The sequence below is a fragment of the Mycolicibacterium novocastrense genome (assembly GCF_001499835.1).
In the GTDB taxonomy this organism is placed as follows: Bacteria; Actinomycetota; Actinomycetes; order Mycobacteriales; family Mycobacteriaceae; genus Mycobacterium; species Mycobacterium novocastrense.
In genome coordinates this window covers 58,814-76,839 of record NZ_LQIH01000012.1, presented here as the reverse complement: position 1 = coordinate 76,839, position 18,026 = coordinate 58,814, and the positions used below count along the sequence as shown (strand labels likewise).

At 66.7% G+C, this 18,026-nt stretch carries 20 protein-coding genes; 8 read left to right on the top strand and 12 right to left on the bottom strand.

Translation table 11 applies throughout. From position 1 onward, the window contains the following. The first annotated feature begins 12 nt into the window (after positions 1–12). Positions 13–1,083, top strand: a complete 1,071-nt coding sequence (locus AU072_RS10705) for a M42 family metallopeptidase (protein ID WP_064413763.1) — start codon at positions 13–15, stop codon at positions 1,081–1,083. A 13-nt stretch (positions 1,084–1,096) separates the two neighbouring features. Here the strand turns inward: AU072_RS10705 and AU072_RS10700 are convergent, their stop codons facing one another. The 4 genes from AU072_RS10700 to AU072_RS10685 all read right to left on the bottom strand — a co-directional run bounded on the left by AU072_RS10700 (position 1,097) and on the right by AU072_RS10685 (position 3,838). Then, positions 1,097–1,753 (bottom strand): hypothetical protein, encoded by a 657-nt coding sequence (locus tag AU072_RS10700; protein WP_064413762.1) that lies wholly within the window; start codon positions 1,751–1,753, stop codon positions 1,097–1,099. Between the two features lie 174 nt (positions 1,754–1,927). After that, positions 1,928–2,623, bottom strand: coding sequence for a DUF899 domain-containing protein (locus tag AU072_RS10695; protein WP_064413761.1), 696 nt, complete (start codon positions 2,621–2,623; stop codon positions 1,928–1,930). 68 nt (positions 2,624–2,691) lie between these two features. Further along, positions 2,692–2,847, bottom strand: a complete 156-nt coding sequence (locus tag AU072_RS28290; protein ID WP_165595640.1) for a DUF7218 family protein — start codon at positions 2,845–2,847, stop codon at positions 2,692–2,694. Positions 2,848–2,971: 124 nt separating this feature from the next. Further along, the gene (locus AU072_RS10685) at positions 2,972–3,838 is read right to left on the bottom strand and encodes an SDR family NAD(P)-dependent oxidoreductase (protein ID WP_064413759.1); all 867 of its coding nucleotides are present in this window, start codon (positions 3,836–3,838) and stop codon (positions 2,972–2,974) included. Between the two features lie 92 nt (positions 3,839–3,930). Between AU072_RS10685 and AU072_RS10680 the strand changes: the two genes are divergently transcribed. Next, entirely contained in the window at positions 3,931–5,532 is a 1,602-nt protein-coding gene (locus AU072_RS10680) for a GMC family oxidoreductase (protein ID WP_064413758.1), read from the top strand. Here AU072_RS10680 and AU072_RS10675 read toward each other — a convergent pair. Beyond that, positions 5,519–6,712 (bottom strand): cytochrome P450, encoded by a 1,194-nt coding sequence (locus AU072_RS10675; RefSeq protein WP_064413757.1) that lies wholly within the window; start codon positions 6,710–6,712, stop codon positions 5,519–5,521. The genes AU072_RS10680 and AU072_RS10675 overlap by 14 nt on opposite strands. A gap of 79 nt (positions 6,713–6,791) precedes the next feature. On the opposite strand from AU072_RS10675, the gene AU072_RS10670 reads away from it, so the two are divergent. From AU072_RS10670 to AU072_RS10655, 4 genes are read left to right on the top strand one after another with little or no spacing between them, the layout of a single operon-like run. Then, positions 6,792–8,162 (top strand): LLM class flavin-dependent oxidoreductase, encoded by a 1,371-nt coding sequence (locus AU072_RS10670; protein WP_064413756.1) that lies wholly within the window; start codon positions 6,792–6,794, stop codon positions 8,160–8,162. 55 nt (positions 8,163–8,217) lie between these two features. Continuing rightward, positions 8,218–8,850, top strand: coding sequence for a TetR/AcrR family transcriptional regulator (locus AU072_RS10665; RefSeq protein WP_064413755.1), 633 nt, complete (start codon positions 8,218–8,220; stop codon positions 8,848–8,850). Between the two features lie 60 nt (positions 8,851–8,910). Continuing rightward, positions 8,911–9,663, top strand: a complete 753-nt coding sequence (locus tag AU072_RS10660) for an SDR family NAD(P)-dependent oxidoreductase (RefSeq protein WP_407937596.1) — start codon at positions 8,911–8,913, stop codon at positions 9,661–9,663. Continuing rightward, entirely contained in the window at positions 9,660–11,012 is a 1,353-nt protein-coding gene (locus AU072_RS10655; protein WP_064413754.1) for a cytochrome P450, read from the top strand. The genes AU072_RS10660 and AU072_RS10655 overlap by 4 nt, the downstream gene beginning before the upstream one ends. Positions 11,013–11,017: 5 nt before the next feature. Here the strand turns inward: AU072_RS10655 and AU072_RS10650 are convergent, their stop codons facing one another. From AU072_RS10650 to AU072_RS10640, 3 genes are read right to left on the bottom strand one after another with little or no spacing between them, the layout of a single operon-like run. Next, positions 11,018–11,449, bottom strand: coding sequence for a VOC family protein (locus tag AU072_RS10650; RefSeq protein ID WP_064413753.1), 432 nt, complete (start codon positions 11,447–11,449; stop codon positions 11,018–11,020). Between the two features lies 1 nt (position 11,450). Next, positions 11,451–12,221, bottom strand: coding sequence for an SDR family NAD(P)-dependent oxidoreductase (locus AU072_RS10645; RefSeq protein WP_064349071.1), 771 nt, complete (start codon positions 12,219–12,221; stop codon positions 11,451–11,453). A 38-nt stretch (positions 12,222–12,259) separates the two neighbouring features. Further along, the gene (locus AU072_RS10640) at positions 12,260–13,111 is read right to left on the bottom strand and encodes a TIGR03619 family F420-dependent LLM class oxidoreductase (protein WP_064414011.1); all 852 of its coding nucleotides are present in this window, start codon (positions 13,109–13,111) and stop codon (positions 12,260–12,262) included. A gap of 97 nt (positions 13,112–13,208) precedes the next feature. Here AU072_RS10640 and AU072_RS10635 point away from each other — a divergent pair, with 97 nt between their 5' ends. Continuing rightward, a complete protein-coding gene (locus tag AU072_RS10635; protein WP_235629875.1) occupies positions 13,209–14,408 on the top strand; it encodes a cytochrome P450 in 1,200 nt (399 codons plus the stop codon). Between the two features lie 81 nt (positions 14,409–14,489). Here AU072_RS10635 and AU072_RS10630 read toward each other — a convergent pair whose 3' ends face one another. Together AU072_RS10630 and AU072_RS10625 are read right to left on the bottom strand one after the other, a co-directional pair. After that, positions 14,490–15,278: an SDR family oxidoreductase gene (locus AU072_RS10630; RefSeq protein ID WP_064413752.1), complete on the bottom strand. Its 789-nt coding sequence runs from the start codon at positions 15,276–15,278 to the stop codon at positions 14,490–14,492. Positions 15,279–15,285: 7 nt separating this feature from the next. Continuing rightward, positions 15,286–15,843 (bottom strand): nuclear transport factor 2 family protein, encoded by a 558-nt coding sequence (locus AU072_RS10625; protein ID WP_064413751.1) that lies wholly within the window; start codon positions 15,841–15,843, stop codon positions 15,286–15,288. A 128-nt stretch (positions 15,844–15,971) separates the two neighbouring features. Between AU072_RS10625 and AU072_RS10620 the strand changes: the two genes are divergently transcribed. Then, the gene (locus tag AU072_RS10620; protein WP_064413750.1) at positions 15,972–16,637 is read left to right on the top strand and encodes a nitroreductase family protein; all 666 of its coding nucleotides are present in this window, start codon (positions 15,972–15,974) and stop codon (positions 16,635–16,637) included. Between the two features lie 87 nt (positions 16,638–16,724). Here the strand turns inward: AU072_RS10620 and AU072_RS10615 are convergent, their stop codons facing one another. Together AU072_RS10615 and AU072_RS10610 are read right to left on the bottom strand one after the other, a co-directional pair. Then, a complete protein-coding gene (locus AU072_RS10615) occupies positions 16,725–17,591 on the bottom strand; it encodes a hypothetical protein (protein ID WP_064413749.1) in 867 nt (288 codons plus the stop codon). A 6-nt stretch (positions 17,592–17,597) separates the two neighbouring features. After that, positions 17,598–18,023, bottom strand: coding sequence for a cupin domain-containing protein (locus AU072_RS10610; RefSeq protein WP_064413748.1), 426 nt, complete (start codon positions 18,021–18,023; stop codon positions 17,598–17,600). Positions 18,024–18,026 lie beyond the last annotated feature (3 nt).

Below are 18,026 nucleotides of genomic sequence, written 5' to 3'. Positions count from 1 at the left end.
AATTCAAGATCTATGCCCGACGAAACCCTGCGCCGTGACCTGCTGCAAGAACTGCTCCACGCGTACGGCCCCTGCGGTCAGGAAGATGACGTGCGCGAGGTGTGCCGCCGCGAGTTGGAGCCGCACGTCGACGAGATGTGGGTCGACGAGGCAGGCAATCTGATCGGCCTGCTCCGCGGTGAGGACCGCGAGGCCCAGCCGGCTCGGGTGATGGCCCACCTGGACGAGCTGTCGATGCTCGTCAAGCGGATCGAGTCCGACGGCACCCTGCACTTGACACCGCTGGGCACGATGTATCCGGGCAACTTCGGTCTCGGGCCGGTCGCGTTGCTCGGTGACCAGCGGACGGTGTGCGGCGTGCTCACCCTCGGCTCCGAGCACACCACCAAAGAGAGTCAGCAGATCTGGGAGACCAAACCGGACCAGGGTGATCAGGCGCTCGACTGGCTTCACGTCTACGTCTTCACCGGCCACACTCCCGAGGAGCTGGCCGAGGCGGGCATCAGAGCGGGTACGCGCGCATGCGTCCACCGAAGCAAGCGCACGCTCATCGACGTCGGCCCCGACTACCTCGGGTGCTACTTCATGGACGACCGCGCCGCGGTGACCGCACTGCTCGATGTGGCCGGTCGGCTGGCTCCCAGCGACGGGCGCCCGGCGCGCGACACCTACCTGGTGTTCACGACCGCCGAGGAGGTCGGCGGTGTCGGGGGCTCCTACGCCAGCCGCACGCTGCCCGGTGACCTGACGCTGGCGTTGGAGGTCGGTCCGACCGAAGCGGAGTACGGGACCTCCTGCAGCGGCGGCCCGATCGTGGCGTACAGCGACGCCGAGACCATCTACGACAAGTCGGTGGCCGATGCGCTCCTCGAGGCCGCTACCGACCTCGGCTTGTCACCTCAGCCCGCAGTGCTCGGCGCGTTCGAATCCGACGCTTCGCACGCGAAGGCCAGCGGGCTCACCCCGCGGGCCGGTCTGCTGTGCCTGCCGACACTCAGCACGCACGGCTACGAAGTCATTGCGCGGCGAGCGATTCCGGATATGGCCGCGGTGCTCGCCGAATTCCTGCGACGCGGCGTGTGAACGGTTGGGTGCGTCAGCCGCCGAGTTCGCCGGCGATACCGCGCTCGATCGCGACGCGGGCCCGCTCGGGCAGCACCACCAGGCCCTCGAGTTCGCGGCGGGCGAGCTCATAGCCGCGTTCGCGTTCCTGCGGAGTGGCCGCGGTGTCGGTCGCGACGCGCAGCATGCTCTGGGCGCGGGCGATGCGCTGCTGGTCCTGTGTGGAGAAATCGCTGCGCCGACGACGGAGCGCCTCGATCTCGGCGGCCTCGAACGCGGTGACGTAGTCGGTGACGGCGTCGACGTACTCGCGCGCCGCTTCGACGTCGTCGACGAGATCCTCGGCCTTGCCCGGACGCAACAAGTCCGCGCGCAACTTGGTCCGATGGAACCGCTCGGTCAGCGGATCGCGCATGTCGGTCATCAGCGGATAGTCGAGCAGCTTCGCGACGTCGAGCTCGTATTCGAGCCAACGGGTGTCGGTGCGGTCGTGCGCCTTCACCGCACGCGCGATCGCCTGCCACTGCATCGCCGTTCCGCTCGCGGGCTGCGGGGCCGTGTCGGCGGATTGCTCGCGGCCGGCGTCCTGCCGTGCACGCGCCGCCGTCAGCGCCCGCCACCCCCCGTAGAGCACGCCGGCGAGCGGAACGAGCACGATCAGCAGCTCGAGCAGGCGGATGATCAGGCCCATACCAACCCCATGAAGCCAGGATGCCACCGTCGCGCCGACCATGAACGCGGGCGGTCGCGACAACAGCCGGTCGGGAGACCGTTGGGCTAGTGCCCGCCTATCAGCGAAACTTTCGTTGTCAGCGAATTATTCGCTGAGAGGTGGGCAGGCGCGCATCAGCAATGCCTCGAGGATTCAGCCCGGGCCGTACGCTCGCGCGACGTCGGGCGAATCCAGCCAGCCCGAATACGTCGGCCGCTGCGGCCAACCCTCCGGCGAATCCTGCCACTCCTCCTGGCGGCCCCACGGCAGGAGGTCGATGAGCGCGAACGAGTGGCTGAGTTGTTCTGTGCCGCGACCGTTGGTGTGCCAGGTCCGGTAAACGGTGTCACCGTCTCGCAGGAACACGTTCACCGCGAAGCCTTCACCGGGCGCGGCGTCGACGTCGGCCCCGAACGAACTCTCCGACGACGAGTACCAGTCCATCCGGTTGCCGACCTTGGTGCGGTAGGCCAGCACCTCTTCGATCGGGCCGTTGGTGACGACGACGAAGCGGGCGTCGTAGTTGTCGAGGAACTCCAGCCGAGTGAACTGCGAGGTGAACCCGGTGCAGCCGCCGCACTGCCACTGCGCGCCGTCGGTCCACATGTGGTTGTAGACGATCAGCTGGGAGCGCCCCTCGAACACGTCGGCGAGCCGGACCGGCCCGTTCTCCCCGATCAACGTGTAATCCGGCATGCGGACCATGGGCAGCCGTCTGCGCTGGGCGGCTATGGCGTCCAGTTCGCGTGTCGCCGCCTTCTCGCGGCGGCGCAGGTCGTCGAGGGCGGCGCGCCAGGTCGCCTGGTCGACGACGGGCGGTAGGGCGGCCGGTTGAGTCGGGACGGACATCCGATGTTCCTCCTGCGGTGGTGGTGGCACTCGCAGGTTATGACCGACTCAGCGGCCGAAAGTCATCGTCAGCTCTTCTTGGATCCGCCGGATTTCTTGCCGCCCTTCTTCGACGCATCGGGCGTGTTCGCGATGGCCGCCGCACGCGACTTGCTCATGCCCTTTTTGCGCAGGCCTTCGTACTGTTTGTCGTTCTTGACGCTGGAACCGTGATCCTTTGCCATCGTGGCCTCCTCGCGGGTGGTTGCACGTTTGTACCGAATACCCGCGAGCGTGCATGTCTGCACACGACGCGCCGCGAAATTTCGGCGCTTCGCGCACGCTCACACCTCCGCCAGCGTGCGCAAATCACCGCATGACGTGCGGATACTGCTTGGCCGGGTGAACGTCGAACATGTCGCGGTATGACGGTGGCTGACGATCGCCGTCGTCTTTGATGCCGTACTTGACCGCCAACTCCGCCCCGATGAGCGTTTGGCCGCTCACCTCCGATAGATCCGGATCGCGATACAGCGCCCAGATGACATGCCCGGTCAGCTCGGGTGTTTCGGCGGTATCGGTGATGTGCCCGAACTTCTCGGGGTTGCTCGCGATGATCCCGCGGACCCGCTCGGTCAGCAGCGAACCCATCCAAATGGACACCGCGGCAATCCCGAATTCCCGGAAGTCGAAAGCCATGTCAGCGGCCATCTTGTCGGTACCGGCCTTCGGCACTCCGTACGCCGGCCCGAACGCGTAATGCACGGCGCCCGACGACGACGTGAACGCGACCAGGCCGCTGCGCTGGGGAAGCATCAGCGGCGCGGCATAGACGGTTGCGACATAGCTACTGCGCAGCCCGACGTCGAGGGTGTCGATGACGTTCAGCGGTTCTTCCCAGAACTTCGTGCGGCCCATCATCTCGTCGCGGATCAGCGCCGCGTTGTTCACCAGGATGTCGACGCGCCCCTGCTCGCGGGCGATCCGATCGAACAGCGCCTTGACCTGATCGTCGTCGCCGTGGTCGACGCGCACGGCAATACCCTTGCCGCCCGCGTCGGTGACCGCCTGCGCGGTCTCGTCGATCGTGCCCGACAACCGCGAACCCTCTGCGTTGCCGCCGTTCTGGGTTCGCCCCGTGACGTAGACGGTGCACCCGTGGCTACCCAGTGCGCGTGCGATACCCGCGCCTGCACCGCGGCTGGCCCCTGTCACCACCGCGACGGTCTCGCTCACCTGATCACTCTCCTCGAACGTCGGATCGACTTCGAGGCTGTACTGTACGCTCGTACAGCGGATCAGTTCGACCCGGGCTCGGAAGGACCAGAATGACCACGTACGACTACATCGTCGCCGGGGCCGGATCGGCCGGATGCGTTCTCGCCAACCGATTGTCAGCCGATCCCCGAGTCTCGGTGCTACTCGTCGAGGCCGGCGGTCCGGACCGCCATCCGTTGCTTCGGATTCCCAAGGGTTCCGGGATGCTGTTCGAGAACGAGAAGTACATGTGGCACTACACCACCACCCCCTTCGGCCCGGACCGCCACAGTGAACAGTGGATGCGCGGCAAGGTGCTCGGCGGCTCCAGTTCCATCAACGGGATGATCTACAACCGGGGCAACCGCGCCGATTACGATCACCTCGAACGGCTCGGCAACAAGGGCTGGGGTTGGGACGACATGTTGCCGATCTTCAAAGCCCTCGAGCACAACGAGTTCGGCGCCTCCCCCACCCGCGGCACCGGTGGCCCACTGTACATCTCGGTGCCCAAGGACCCCGATCCGTTGTGCGAAGAGATGATCACGGCGACCACCCGTGCAGGTTTCGGCAGGGTCCAGGACATCAACGAGTCCGACGCCGAGCGGGTCGGGTACGCCACCTCCACCATCCGCGACGGGCGGCGGGTGAGTGCGGCCCGTGCATTCCTGAAACCGGCTCTGCGGCGGTCGAATCTGACCGTCGCAACCAACACCGTCGCCCGCCGTATCCTGATCGAGAACGGCAGGGCGGTCGGATTGGTGATCCACGGTCCGCGCGGCGCCGCCGAGGTCCAGGCCCGCCGAGAAGTCATCCTTTCGCTCGGCAGCCTCAACAGCCCACGACTGCTTCAGCTGTCCGGGATCGGCCCGCGGGAGGTCTTGAAGGCCGCGGGCGTGCCCGTCGTCCTCGACCGGGACAACGTCGGCCGCCGGATGCGCGAACACCGCTGTGCGGCATTGCGCTTCAGGCTGAAAGAGGACCTCGGGTACAACAAGTTGCTCTCGAGCAACGTCGGCCAGGCCATCTCCGGCATGAAATACCTGGCGAGCCGGAAGGGCCCTCTGGCCGCACCGTCGTTCGACATCGTGGCGTTCGCCAAGTCACATGAGGACGCCGACCGCGTCGACGGCCAGATCATGATGGGCCCATGGACGCTTCCGCCCTACAACACCAGCGGCGAACCGGTGAGCATCGAACGTGAGCCCGGCATCTCCTGCCTCGGCATGGTGCTGCGCCCGACGTCACAAGGAAGCGTGGAGATCACATCGAACCGGCCCGACAGTGCGCTGCGGATCGACCCCAATTACCTGTCCAGCCCCGGGGACCGGGACACGACGGTGCGTCTGCTGCGCCGGATGCGCACCATCTTCGAACAGTCGCCGATCGCCGAGCGGATCAGCCACGAGACGTACCCCGGTCCCCAGGTGTGCAGCGACGATGAACTCGTCGATGCCGCCCTCGAGGGTGGATACTGCGGCTACCACGCCATCGGTACGTGCGCGATGGGCCCCGGCGACGACGACGTGGTCGACAGCGAGTTGCGCGTCCGCGGAGTCGACGATTTGCGGGTCGTCGACTGCTCCGTGTTGCCGACCATGGTGGCGGGCAACCTCAACGGGCCGATCATGGCAATGGCTTGGCGGGCCGCCGACCGGATCATCGACGGCTGACGACCGCCGGCATGGTGTCCCACCCGCGCACGGTGGACGACCTTGAGCGGCGGGCGTTCTCAAGGTCGATGTCCCATTCGGGCCAACGCTTGAGCACTTCCTCCAACGCGATCCGGCCCTCCAACCGGGCCAACGGTGCGCCGACGCAGAAGTGCGCCCCACGGCCGAAGGTCAAATGCCCGCCGGGCTTGCGGTGGATGTCGAAGCGGTCGGGGTCGGCGAAGTGGCGCTCGTCGCGATTGGCCGACGCCAGCATCATCAACAGCGCGCTGCCCGCGGGCACGGTTCGTCCCTGGAACTGCACGTCCTCGGTGGCGACGTAGCGCGCGACGTGCGGACCCGGCGGCTCGTAGCGCAACAGTTCTTCGATGGCGCCCGGCACCAGGGACAGATCGGCGGCCAGCTCCTTGCGCTGATCCGGATGTTCGGCGAGCACCTTGCCCATCCAGCCGAACAGCCGGCCGGTCGTCTCGACACCCGCACCGGCCACGACGGCCAGAAAAACGACGATCTCCTCTTTGGTGAGCCCGCGGATGGCGCCCGTTTCATCGGTGAACTCCACGTTGAGCAGTTCGGTGATCAGGTCGTCGGACGGGTTGTCCTCGCGCCACGCAACGTAATCGGCGAACATGTCTCCGTCGAAGTAGTGGTCCTTGTCCACCGGCAACGGCTTGCCCGGCTCGTTGCGCAGCGTCTCGTGGGCGTGGGCCCGGACCGCCGGCTGTTCGGCGTCGGGGATACCGACCAGCATGCCGATGGTCTTCATGGGCAGTTCGGCGCCGAGGTCGACCACGAAGTCGAAGCGGTCGCCATCGATCAACGGGTCCAGACACGCGACGCAGAAGGCCCGGACCTTCTCCTCGACCGCCCTGATCCGCTTGGGTGTGAAGGCCCGGGACACGATCGCGCGGTGGATGGTGTGCAGCGGCGGGTCCTCGTTGATGAACACTCCCGGCGGCATCACCGGGTCGACCATGACGACCTCGAGAATGTCGCCTTTGGCCGAGCTGAGCCGCGCCGTGTCCCGCAACGCGGCGTCTACGTCGTCGTAGCGGCTGACGGCCCAGAAGCCGTGACGCTCATTGTGATACAGCGGAGCCTCGTCGCGCAGCCTGCGGTACGTCGGATAGGGGTCGAGATCGATTGCGACGTCCCAGGGGTCGTAGTAAAGGTCGCTCACACCGTTTCTCCTCGGAAAGTTTGTACGAGCATATAGCATCGGCTGTACGGTCGTATAGGGACGAAGAAGGAGCGAGTCGATGGCCAAGCGCATGATCTTCACCCTGCTCGTGATGAACTCGGTCGGTCACAACTTCCACGGCGGCTGGCGGCATCCGCGCGCCCGCAACCGGGATTTCAAGACCTTCGACCTGTGGACGGACCTGGCGCGCAAGGCCGAGGCCGCCAAGATTGACGCGTTCTTCTTCACCGACACGCTCGGCGTGCAGGGCGAGTACAACGGGTCGGGCGACGTGGTCTTCGAACAGGCCATGAACGTGCCGATCGGCGACTGCACGATGCTGATCCCCGCGCTCGCACGCGAGACCGAGCACATCGGGTTCCTCTACACGAGTTCGGTGATCCAGCAGCACCCGTTCGTGTTCGCCAGACAGGTTTCCACGCTCGACCATCTCAGCGGCGGCCGGGTCGGCTGGAACATCGTCACCTCGGCCAACGAACGCGCTTTCGCCAATCTCGGCGTGCCCGGCGGGATGTCACACGACGACCGTTACGAGTGGGCGAAGGAGTACGTCGACGTCGCCTACAAACTGTGGGAAGGGTCCTGGGACGTCGGCGCGGTGGTCGACGACCCGGCACGCGGTGTCTACACCGATCCGGCGAAGGTGCACGAGATCAATCACGTCGGACAGCGCTACAGTGTTCGCGGTTACAACCTGATGGAGCCGTCGCCGCAACGGGTCCCCCTGCTGGCACAGGCCGGCGGCTCGCCCGCGGGCCTCGAATTCGCAGCCCGTCACGCCGAACTGATGTTCCTGTCGGCGTTCACCCCTGAGACCATCGCCCAGCAGGTCGCCACCGTGCGGGGATTGGCACGCCAGCACGGGCGCTCCGAAGCGGACATCTTGTTCCTGCAGGGGCTGATGTTCGTCGTCGGTTCCACCGACGAGGAGGCCAACCGCAAATGGATGGAGCTGGAACAGTGGCGCAGCGCCGAGGCGCAGACCGCGTACTTCGCCAGCCTGAGCGGCATGGACCTGGGCCAGTACGACCCGGCGACACCGCTGGTCGATCTCATCGACGAGATGCCGGGGATCCGCGGAGCGTTTCTCTCGTTGATCAACGCGTGGCCCGACGGCGGAACGCCGACCATCAACGACTTCCTGTCGACGATGTCGATGCCGCAGATGGTGGTCGGATCGCCGGAGACCATCGCGACCCGGTTGCTCGAGTTCCAGGCCGCCGGGTCGGACGGCGTGCAGATCATGAACATGCTGATGCCGGAGAGCTACGACGAGTTCTTCGACCACGTCGTACCGGTGCTCCAGGACAAGGGCCTGATGCAGGCCGAGTACCGTACCGGCACTCTGCGGGAGAAGATCTTCGGCGCCGACGACCCCCACATCAGCCCACGACATCCGGCGTTCGGATATCGAGGCATGTTCAGCTGAGGGCCCGCGGCGCGACGGGTGCGAGAATGTTCGTCAGCCAATCTGAGAGGTGACGATGGCAGCAGCGCCCCGCCGCGTCGGCGCGGAGACGTCCAAGACGCGTGACATCCTGCTCGACTCCGTCGAGAAGATGATGCTCGAAGAGGGATATGCCAGCGTGAGCTACCGCGCGCTGGCGGCCCGAGCGGGCGTCACCGCGAGCCTGGTGCAGTACTACTTCCCCTCGCTCGACGACATTTTCCTCGCCGCGATCCGCCGCTACTCCGAGCGCAACCTCGCGGTGCTGAGCAAGGCGCTCGAGACGCGGTCCGAGGACCCGTTGCACGCCCTGTGGGAGTACAGCTGGGACGAGGCGACCGGCGCACTGATCACCGAGTTCATGGCCCTGGGCAACCATCGGAAGTCCATCGCCTCGGAGATCGCCGAGGTCACCAACCGGGTCCGCAAGATCCAGATCGACGCGCTGGCACAGCGGTACGGCGCTCGCACCCGGTTGGATGGCGACCTGTCGCTGGGCGCCGCCGTCCTGCTGATCACCGGAATCCCTAAATTCCTCAACCTCGAAGAGGGTGTCGGCGTCGACGCCGCCCACACCGAGGTCGTCAAGGCGGTCGAGAAATACCTCGACGCGATCGAACCGCGGCCCGCGCGTCGCAAGCCGCGGAAGGGCTCGACCGCTCGCCGCTGACCTTGCTATACGACTGCATAGGTTGTACGTTCGTACAGCAGGCAGTGCTATGGCGAGGGGATGGACGACGTGAACCGCGTGGCAGTGGTCACCGGCGGCGGCTCGGGGCTGGGCCGCTCGATTGCCGAACATCTCGCCCGGGCAGGGCATTCCGTCGCGGTGCTGGATGTCAACGGTGACTCCGCATTCCAGGTCGCCGACGATCTGCAGGCTGCGGGAGCCCACGCGGTCGGTATCTGTGCCGACGTGTCCGATCAGGCAGCGGTGCATCGGGCGTTCGAGATGGCACGGAAGTCGTTGGGCCCGACCGAAATTCTCGTGACCAGTGCCGCGTTGGCCGGGTTCACCAAGTTCGAGGAGATCACCCTCGACGAGTGGAACCGCTACCTCGCGGTCAATCTGACGGGCACCTTCCTGTGCATACAGGCCGCGCTGCCCGACATGGTCGCGTCGCAGTGGGGGCGGATCGTGACGATCTCGTCGGCCGCGGGTCAGAACGGCGCCGTCCGTCAGGGTCACTACTCGGCGACCAAGGGTGGGGTCATCGCGATGACCAAGACGGTCGCCGCGGAGTATGCGGCGAGGGGAATCACCGCCAACACCGTCCCGCCGTTCGTCATCGACACCCCGATGTTGCGCGAACAACAGCGCGCCAACAAGCTGCCGCCGGCCGAGATGCTGGTGCGCGCCATTCCCGCCGGACGCCTCGGCACCGGCGACGACGTGGCGGCCACCTGTGCGTTCTTGTGCTCGGAGGGTGCGGGTTACGTCACCGGTCAGGTCATCGGAGTCAACGGAGGAGCGGTGCTGTGAGTACAACCGACGAGATCGCACGGCGCGAGTACCACTTCGACCGCCACCGACCGGAGTACCGCAACCAGTTTCTGAACATCACCCACGAGATGCATCGCAAATGCCCGCTCGCGTGGACCGGCACCTACGGCGGGCACTGGGTCGCCGCGGGCGGTCACGAGGTCTTCGAACTCGCCCGGTGCCCGCACGTGTCCAACGACCACGATGTGCACAACGAGCGGCGCGGCTACAAGGGCATCTCGATTCCGACCATGCTCGATGCGGGCAATTTCCGCGGCGGCATGCTGGAGATGGACGACCCCGAGCACCGCTACTACCGCGACGCGTTGAACCCCTACCTGTCTCCGGCCGCGGTCAAGCGGTGGCAGCCGTTCGTCGACGAGGTGGTACGTGCCTGCCTGGACGACCACATCGAGTCGGGCCGAATCGATTTCGTCGACGATCTCGCGAACGTCGTGCCCGCGGTGTTGACCCTGGCCATGCTGGGAGTCCCACTGGCCAAGTGGCGGATGTACAACGAACCGGCACACGCGTCGGTCTACACCCCGCCGGACTCACCCGATGCAGAACGCGTTCGGGAGCTGTACATGGCGATGGGCGTCGACCTGTTCACCAATCTCGCCGAGATCCGCGACAACCCGCGTCCGGGGATCATCGACGCGCTGGCCCGGTTACGGATCGACGGTGAGGCGCCACCTGATATCGAGCTCATCGGCATGCTCAACCTGCTCATCGGTGGAGGCTTCGACACCACGACGGCTCTGACCGCACACGCACTCGAGTGGCTCGGTGAGCACACCCACCAACGCGAGCGGCTCAGCACGCAACGTGCGGCGTTGCTCAACCCGGCCACCGAGGAGTTCTTGCGCTACTTCACCCCCGCGCCGGGTGATGCCCGGACGATCTCGGCGGACATGGATCTTGACGGCGTCGCGCTGAAAGAGGGTGAGCGCCTGTGGCTGTCGTGGGCGATGGCGAACCGTGACCCATCTCTGTTCGACGATCCCGATGACCTCGTTCTCGACCGGAAGGCGAACCGTCACTTCAGTTTCGGGCTCGGGGTTCACCGATGCATCGGTTCCAACGTCGCGCGGACGGTGTTCAAATCCATGCTGTGCGCGGTGCTCGACCGTATGCCCGACTACCGGTGTGATCCGGACGGCACCGTCCACTACGACACCATCGGCGTCATCCAGGGCATGCGTCACCTGCCCGCGACCTTCACGCCCGGTCGGGCGCTCGGACCGGGCCTGGACGAAACGGTCGACCGGTTGCAGCGGATCTGTGACGAACAGGGCCTGGCCCGCCCGATCACCGAACGCAAAGAGGCTGCGGTGATCGATTTCTAGCGGGTTCAGGCGGGGGGCACCGGTCGCACCTTGTTATGCACCAACTCGATCAGCTGACCCTCGGGATCGCGGGCCATGCAGGCGAATCCGCCGCCGGGGTCGGCGACGATCGTGCCGCCTGCGGAGGTGACCGCGGTCTGTGCCGCGGCAATGTCGTCGACGGCGATCGACAGGTGCGTCAGGCCCGCACCGACCATGCCGCGTTCGGGCTCATCGGGTGCGGGGTGCCCCGAGAACGTCAGCAGTTGCAGGACGAAGCCGTCATCCTGCTGCAGATAGGCGGCTTCGAACCCGATCGGCGGTGAGAGCGGAAGAAGTCCGGCGGCCATCTCGTCGGGGATGGTCATCCTTTTCACCTCGATGAAGCCGAGTGCTTCGTAGAACCGCTTCGAGGCGTCGATGTCGCGCACGCGCAGACCGACATGACTGACACCCATGTCACACCCCCGCCGGGCCGGGGCCGCCGTGCATGTACAGCGTCTGGCCCGAGCAGAAGCTAGAGGCATCGGAGGCGAAGAACAGCACGCCGTGGCCGATCTCGTCGGGTTCGCCGACACGCCCGGCCCCGTTGGTCTGGCCGATCATGTCGATGTCGAAACCCTGGCGCGCAGCGTCGGATTCGAGGCCCGGCGTACGAATGGCTCCGCAGGCGATCGCGTTGACCCGCACGCCTTTGCGGGTCCAGGCGGCCGCCATCGATCCGGTCAGGTTGTTCAGTCCGGCCTTGGCCGCGGCGTAGGCGACCGCCTGGGGCATGGCCAGCAGGCTGGCGCCCGACGAGATGTTGACGATCGCCCCCTTGCCCTGCTTGATCATCGGCTCGACCGCGGCGCGGGACAGATACCAGGCACTGGACAGGTTCAGGTCGAGGACGTGCTGCCATTCATCGTCGGTCCACTTCATGATCGACTTCGTCTCACCGCCGCCGGCGTTGTTCACCAGCACGTCGAGGCGGCCGAACTCGGCCAGTGTCGTGGCGACCAGCTCGCGGCATGCGTCGGCCTGGGTCACGTCCGTCGGCACGGCGAGCGCGCGGCGCCCGAGCGCCTCGATCTCGGTGACGGTGGATTTCAGCGGTTCGGTTCGGCGTCCGGCGAGCACGATGTCGGCGCCGCGCTCGGCCAGTGTCAGTGCCGAACCGCGGCCGATGCCGGTTCCGCCGCCGGTGATGACGGCGACCCGTCCCTCCATCGAGAATCTGTCGTTCACATGCACGTCCTTTCTGGTGTGGTCTATCAGGTTGGCGGTCAACGGAGTTCGTCGACGACACGCGCGTAACGGTCCAGGTAGTCCAGCGTCGTCGACGGGTCGTTGCCGTCGCGGCGGCCGCCGCCCAGCACGGCCCGGTTGAAGCCGAGATCCCGGTACCGCTTGAGCCGCTCGGGTTTCGGGTCGCCCCAGGCCATGACCGTCAGGTCCAGCGTCGCCGGGTCGCGGCCCGCGTCCTCGGCTGCATGCCGGTAGTCGGCCAGCGCCGCCGCGAGATCGGCGAACGCCGCGTCTCCGGGCAGCCAGCCGTCGGCCCAGGCCAGACACTCGCGTGTCGCCTTCGGGCCGGTGGTGGCGGCCAACAGCGGTGGGTTCGGTCGCTGGAACGGCTTGGGCTGGGACCAGACCGGCTCGAATTCGTAGAATTCTCCGTGGTGTTCGGCTTCGTCGTCGGTCCACAGCTTCTTCAGCGCGGCGACCATGTCGGCCAACGCCCGGTACCGGTCCCGCCACGCGATCGGACTGCTCGTCTCCAGCTCCGCGCGCATTCCGACCCCCACGCCGAGCACGAGGCGCCCCTGGCTCAGCTGGTCCAGGGTCGCGACCTGCTTTGCAAACGTGAACAATTCGCGCTCCAGCGGCAACACCACCGAGGTGCCGACCCGTAACGTCGTCGTCGCCCGCACAGCGACCAGCAGCGACAAGAATGGATCCCACATCTGTTTCTGCGCGTCGAGCAGGCCGGCGGGGAGCTGACCGCGTGCGGCCACGGGAATCTGCGGGTGTTCGCCGACCCACAGCGACTCGAATCCACGGGCTTCGAGCTCGACGGCAAGAACGTCGGATTGGAGGTCGTGCGGTGTGTTGAGCGAGACGAAACCCAGGTCCACCGTCACGCTCCTTTACGCCGCCGCCGGTTGTGCCATACGATCGTACAATGCCATACGTTCGTACAACAAGCGCGGCTCCGGCTCGAAGGCTTGCATCGTGACCGCGCCCATCACCGACGAGCTGTATTACGACCCGTACGACGTGGCGATCGACGTCGACCCGTATCCGGTGTACCGACGGCTTCGCGACGAGGCACCGGTGTATTACAACGACAAGTTCGGGTTCTGGGGCCTGAGCCGGTTCGCTGATGTGGAGGCGGCGCTGCGCGACGCCGAGAACCTCAGCTCGGCCAAGGGCGACATCCTCGAGGTGGTCAAGGCCGAACCGGTTATGCCGCTGGGGGTGTTCATCAACGAGGACCCGCCCCTGCACACCGTGCACCGCCTGTTGGTCTCCCGCGCATTCACCCCGCGCAAGATGGCGGCCATCGAGGACCAGGTGCGGAACTTCTGCAGGGCATGCCTGGATCCGTTGCGCGACGGTGATCGCTTCGACTTCACCACGGACCTCGGCGCCGAGATGCCGATGCGCGTCATCGGGATGCTGGTCGGCATGCCGGACTCGCTGCAGCGATCGGTACGCAGTGTCGCCGGTCGCCGGCTCCGCAACAAGCCGGGTGAGCCGTTGCCCGTCAGCAAGGACAACTACTTCAACGGCAACATGTTTGCCGACTACGTCGCCTGGCGCGAGCAGAACCCGTCAGACGATCTGGTCACCGAACTGCTCAACGTCGAGTTCACCGACATCGACGGCACGGTGCGGCGGTTGAGCACCGAGGAGCTTCTGGTCTTCCTCGGCGTGATCGCCAACGCGGGGACCGAGACCGTTGGCCGGCTGTTCGGCTGGCTGGGCAAGCTGCTCGGCGAACACCCGGATCAGCGGCGCGAGTTGAGCCGCGACCCGCGCCTGATCGCGAACGCCGTCGAGGAGGTGCTGCGTTACGAGCCGCCGGTACACCACATCGCGCGTTATGTCGCCAATGACGTTGTGTACCACGGGCAGACGATCCCGGCCGGCAGCGCGTTGCTGTTGATGAGCGGATCGGCGAACCGCGACGAGGCCAAGTTCGACGATCCGGACACCTTCGACATCCACCGCGTCGCCAACAACCACCTGTCATTCGGGCGGGGCACGCATTTCTGCCTCGGCGCATCGCTGGCCCGGGTCGAAGGCAGGGTGGCCCTGGAGGAGATCCTCAAGCGCTGGCCCGACTGGACCATCGACACGGACAACGCCGTGCGGGCGCCGACGGCGACGGTACGTGGTTGGGATTCGATGCCCGCGGTGCTCGGCTGAGGCCTTCAGTGCGCCGACTGTGCGTTCAGCTACGCGACACGCCGGAAACCCGTCGCAGGACGCACAATCGGCGCGCGGTGATCAGCGTCGGGAGCGCCTCGCCGGCACGTTGAGCCGGTTGTCGGGCGTGTCGAGCTCGGCGAATTGCATTGGCCACGGGTCGGTTCCGTGCTGGACGACCCAGCATGACCCGCTGGCGTCAAGTGGCGCCGTCGCCGCCGCGACGACGGCGTCCGCGCTGGCTTCCGGCTCCATCACCGGCACTCCGATGCCCTCGACCAGCGCCCGCCGGTCCCCGAGGGCGCCGGTTTCTGTGATGCCCGGGCAGATGGTGTGCACCGCGATGTGCTCGGCGGCGAGGCCCGGAGCGACCGAGCGCATCAACCCGACGACGGCGTGCTTGCCGAGCGAGTACACCGGGTCGGGATGCCACGGCATGAGTCCGGCGAGCGACGCGGTGGCCAGGATCGCACGGTCGCCCTCGCCCAGGGTCCGCATCGTGCGCACCGCGTTGACCACCCCGTACACCACACCGTCGAGGTTCACGCCCAACGATTTCCGGTACTCGGCCAGATCGAGTGTGCCGATGTCACCCGACCACCGCACGGTGATCCCGGCGTTCAGCAACGCGAGGTCGAGCCCGCCGAGCTCCTCGAGGCACTGTGCGAACGCCGTCGCCACCTGGTCGGCGTCGGCGACGTCGCACGTCAGCGACATCCCCCCGAGCGGCTCGGCCACCGCACGCGCGGCGTCGCCGTCGATGTCGAGCACGCAGACGCGCATGCCTTCGGCCGAAAGGCGTTGAGCTGCAGCCCGTCCGATACCTGACCCGCCGCCGGTGATCAGCGCGACCCGCCCGGCCAGGTGCATCACCGCCTCACCACCGGTCGACGGGTTCGCTGTCCATTTGCAGCGGCCGGGCGTAGGACAGGTCGGTCCGATCCCACCTGCCCTTGATGAAGCCCTTCACCGCACCGGACGCCAGCACCGACGAGTCGCCCTGCATCATCCATTCGATCGTGCAGCGCCGCAGCGCGATCTTCCACTCACCGTCACGGCGTTCGAGGCGGTCGAGGTAGCGCCCGCCCATCAGCGCGACCACCTTGCCCCCCTTGGCCCGCATCGAGCCCATCACGTAACTCTCGGCATGGGCGACGTCACCGTCGATTTCACAGGTGTGGGTGGTGATGTTGTGCAGGTGATCCTCGAACACCGCGCTGTGTGCGGTGTTGGCGTATTCGGCGTACTCGGCTCCGACCTTCACCACGGGACCGTGTTCGTCGACGCCGTCGGAGAAGTAGACGCTCGACATCAGTTCGGCGTCGTGACGGTCGTGGCCGCGGGCCTGATTCATCACGCAGTCCAGGATCGCGATCCTGTCCTCGACGTACTGCAGCCGGCTGCGCAGCTGGTCGAGATCGTCGGCTGTGGTCATGGCGGTCCCCTTCCGTGGCGTCTTATACGGGCGTACAGCACGTTATACGATCGTATAGCATTCCCTCAACGCGCCGGTCCTTCCCGCTAAGGTCGACGGGCAGGAGCAGGACCGCCGAACGGAGGAGCATGCCGCAGCCCACCAATGATGTCTGGGAGACGCTGGCCACCGCGCGGGCGATTCGCCGCTTCACCGACGAGCCGGTCGACGCGGCCACGCTTGACCGCTGCCTGGAGGCCGCGACCTGGGCTCCCAACGGCGCCAACGCCCAGCTGTGGCGGTTCGTCGTGCTGGACTCGCCCGAACAGCGGGCCGTCGTCGCGCAGGCGGCTCAGGCGGCGCTGCGGTCGATCGAGTCGATCTACGGCATGAGCCGGCCCGCCGATAACGACCACAGCCGGGCCGCCCGCAACAACCGCGCCACTTACGAACTCCACGACCGCGCAGGCGAACTCATTTCGGTGCTCTTCACCGCATTCCGCAACGAGTTCTCGTCCGAGTTCCTGCAGGGCGGCTCGATCTTTCCCGCGATGCAGAACTTCTACCTGGCCGCCCGCGCGCAGGGTCTCGGCGCGTGCTTCACCAGCTGGGCGTCCTACGACGGGGAGACGTTGATTCGCGACGCCGTCGGGGTGCCCGACGAGTGGGCGTTGGCCGGGCACATCGTCGTGGGCTGGCCGCGCGGCAGGCACGGCCCGGTGCGCCGACGGCCCATCTCCGACGTCGTCTTCCGCAACCATTGGGACGCCGACCGCAGCGACATCATCTACGGCGCAGGCGCCCGCAAGCGCTGACCACCCCTGGGGCGAGCGACCGTGTTTGCGCCCGGACACGCCGCGCTCTGGCGACATTCCGCGGTCGCTCGCGGCGCCTGAGGGACCTCAGACGGCCACCGCCAACCGCGCGGCGGGATGTAACCACGCAGCGACGTTGCGGACATAGTCCTTGAACGCATCCAGCCGCGACGGATCCTCCTTGATCTGCGAGCCGGGCCGCTCAGTCACGAACGATGGTGCGCCGCAGTCGATATCCCAGTTGTAGTCGGCGAAGTGATGAAACGTCGACTCGGCGACGGCCCGGCCCATCGGCCTGCCATCCGGCGCGCGCTCCCCGTCGAGCAGAACCGCGAGGTTGAACACCCGGCCGGTTGTCGCACTCCTGCCTTGCGCGAGCACGGTGGCGTTCGGCACGCCGTCCGCCGAGACCAGCCCTTCGTGCGGATGCGCGGGGAACCACTCGATCCGCCCGCTGTCGGTGCACCCGGTGCGAAGCAGCTCGTGAGCCGGCTCGGACGTCAACACCCGCTGGTAGTCCCCGTTGGCCCCGGAGTGGTAGTTGGGCCACGAGATGGCAGGCGTGTCTCGGTCGTCGCACATCGTCTCCGGATCGATTGTGGCGTCGTGAAACTCGTTGACAAGGCCGAGCGAGCCAAGCCGATTGAGGCAACAGCCGAGGTCCTGGTGGTCCCGCGCGGTGAGCACACCACCGCCGGCGTAGCGGAACCGCAAGATCGCCGCGGCTTCGGCTGCGGTCAACCCGTTTCCGACATCGACGGCCATCAGCCACAGCTGGTCGTAGCCGAGCCGGTCGAGGTGGCTGAGCACCGGATCGTCGTCTCCGTCGACCCGGTTGCGTGTGAGGACCTCGTGGCCTGCGGCGCGCAATTCGTCGGCCAACAGCGAAAACCTCGAGACGTCCCAATCTTCGGGGTGAGCACAGATCGTCGTCTGCAACAGGATTCTTGACATCGGAGTTCACTCCTGCACAGCGGACTCGGCGGGCACCCGAAGATGCTTGCGCGCTGCGAGTTCTGCTTCGTCGACCAGTACCAGCATCGGCTGATCCGGAGCGCAGAGCATCGTCACGGTGAACCGGCAGCGCGTGTCGTCGCGGTTGTTGGCGTCGGAGTAGTGGATGACGTCACCGCCGGGTTCCCAGAACGCCTCGCCGGCCCGGATCACCCGCGGCGGTTGGCCTTCCAGCTCGAACAACATCTCGCCTTCGAGCACATATCCGAACGCGGGACCACCGGGGTGCCGGTGTGGCGGGGCGCCGGGACTCCCCGGCGGGTAATCGATCACGACGGTCATGGCGTGTGCGTCCGCGGGGATGAACGGCGGTTGCGCCTCCTGCACAACGGTCAGGGCGTTCTCCCACGAGGTGTCCTGATTTTCGGTCATTGT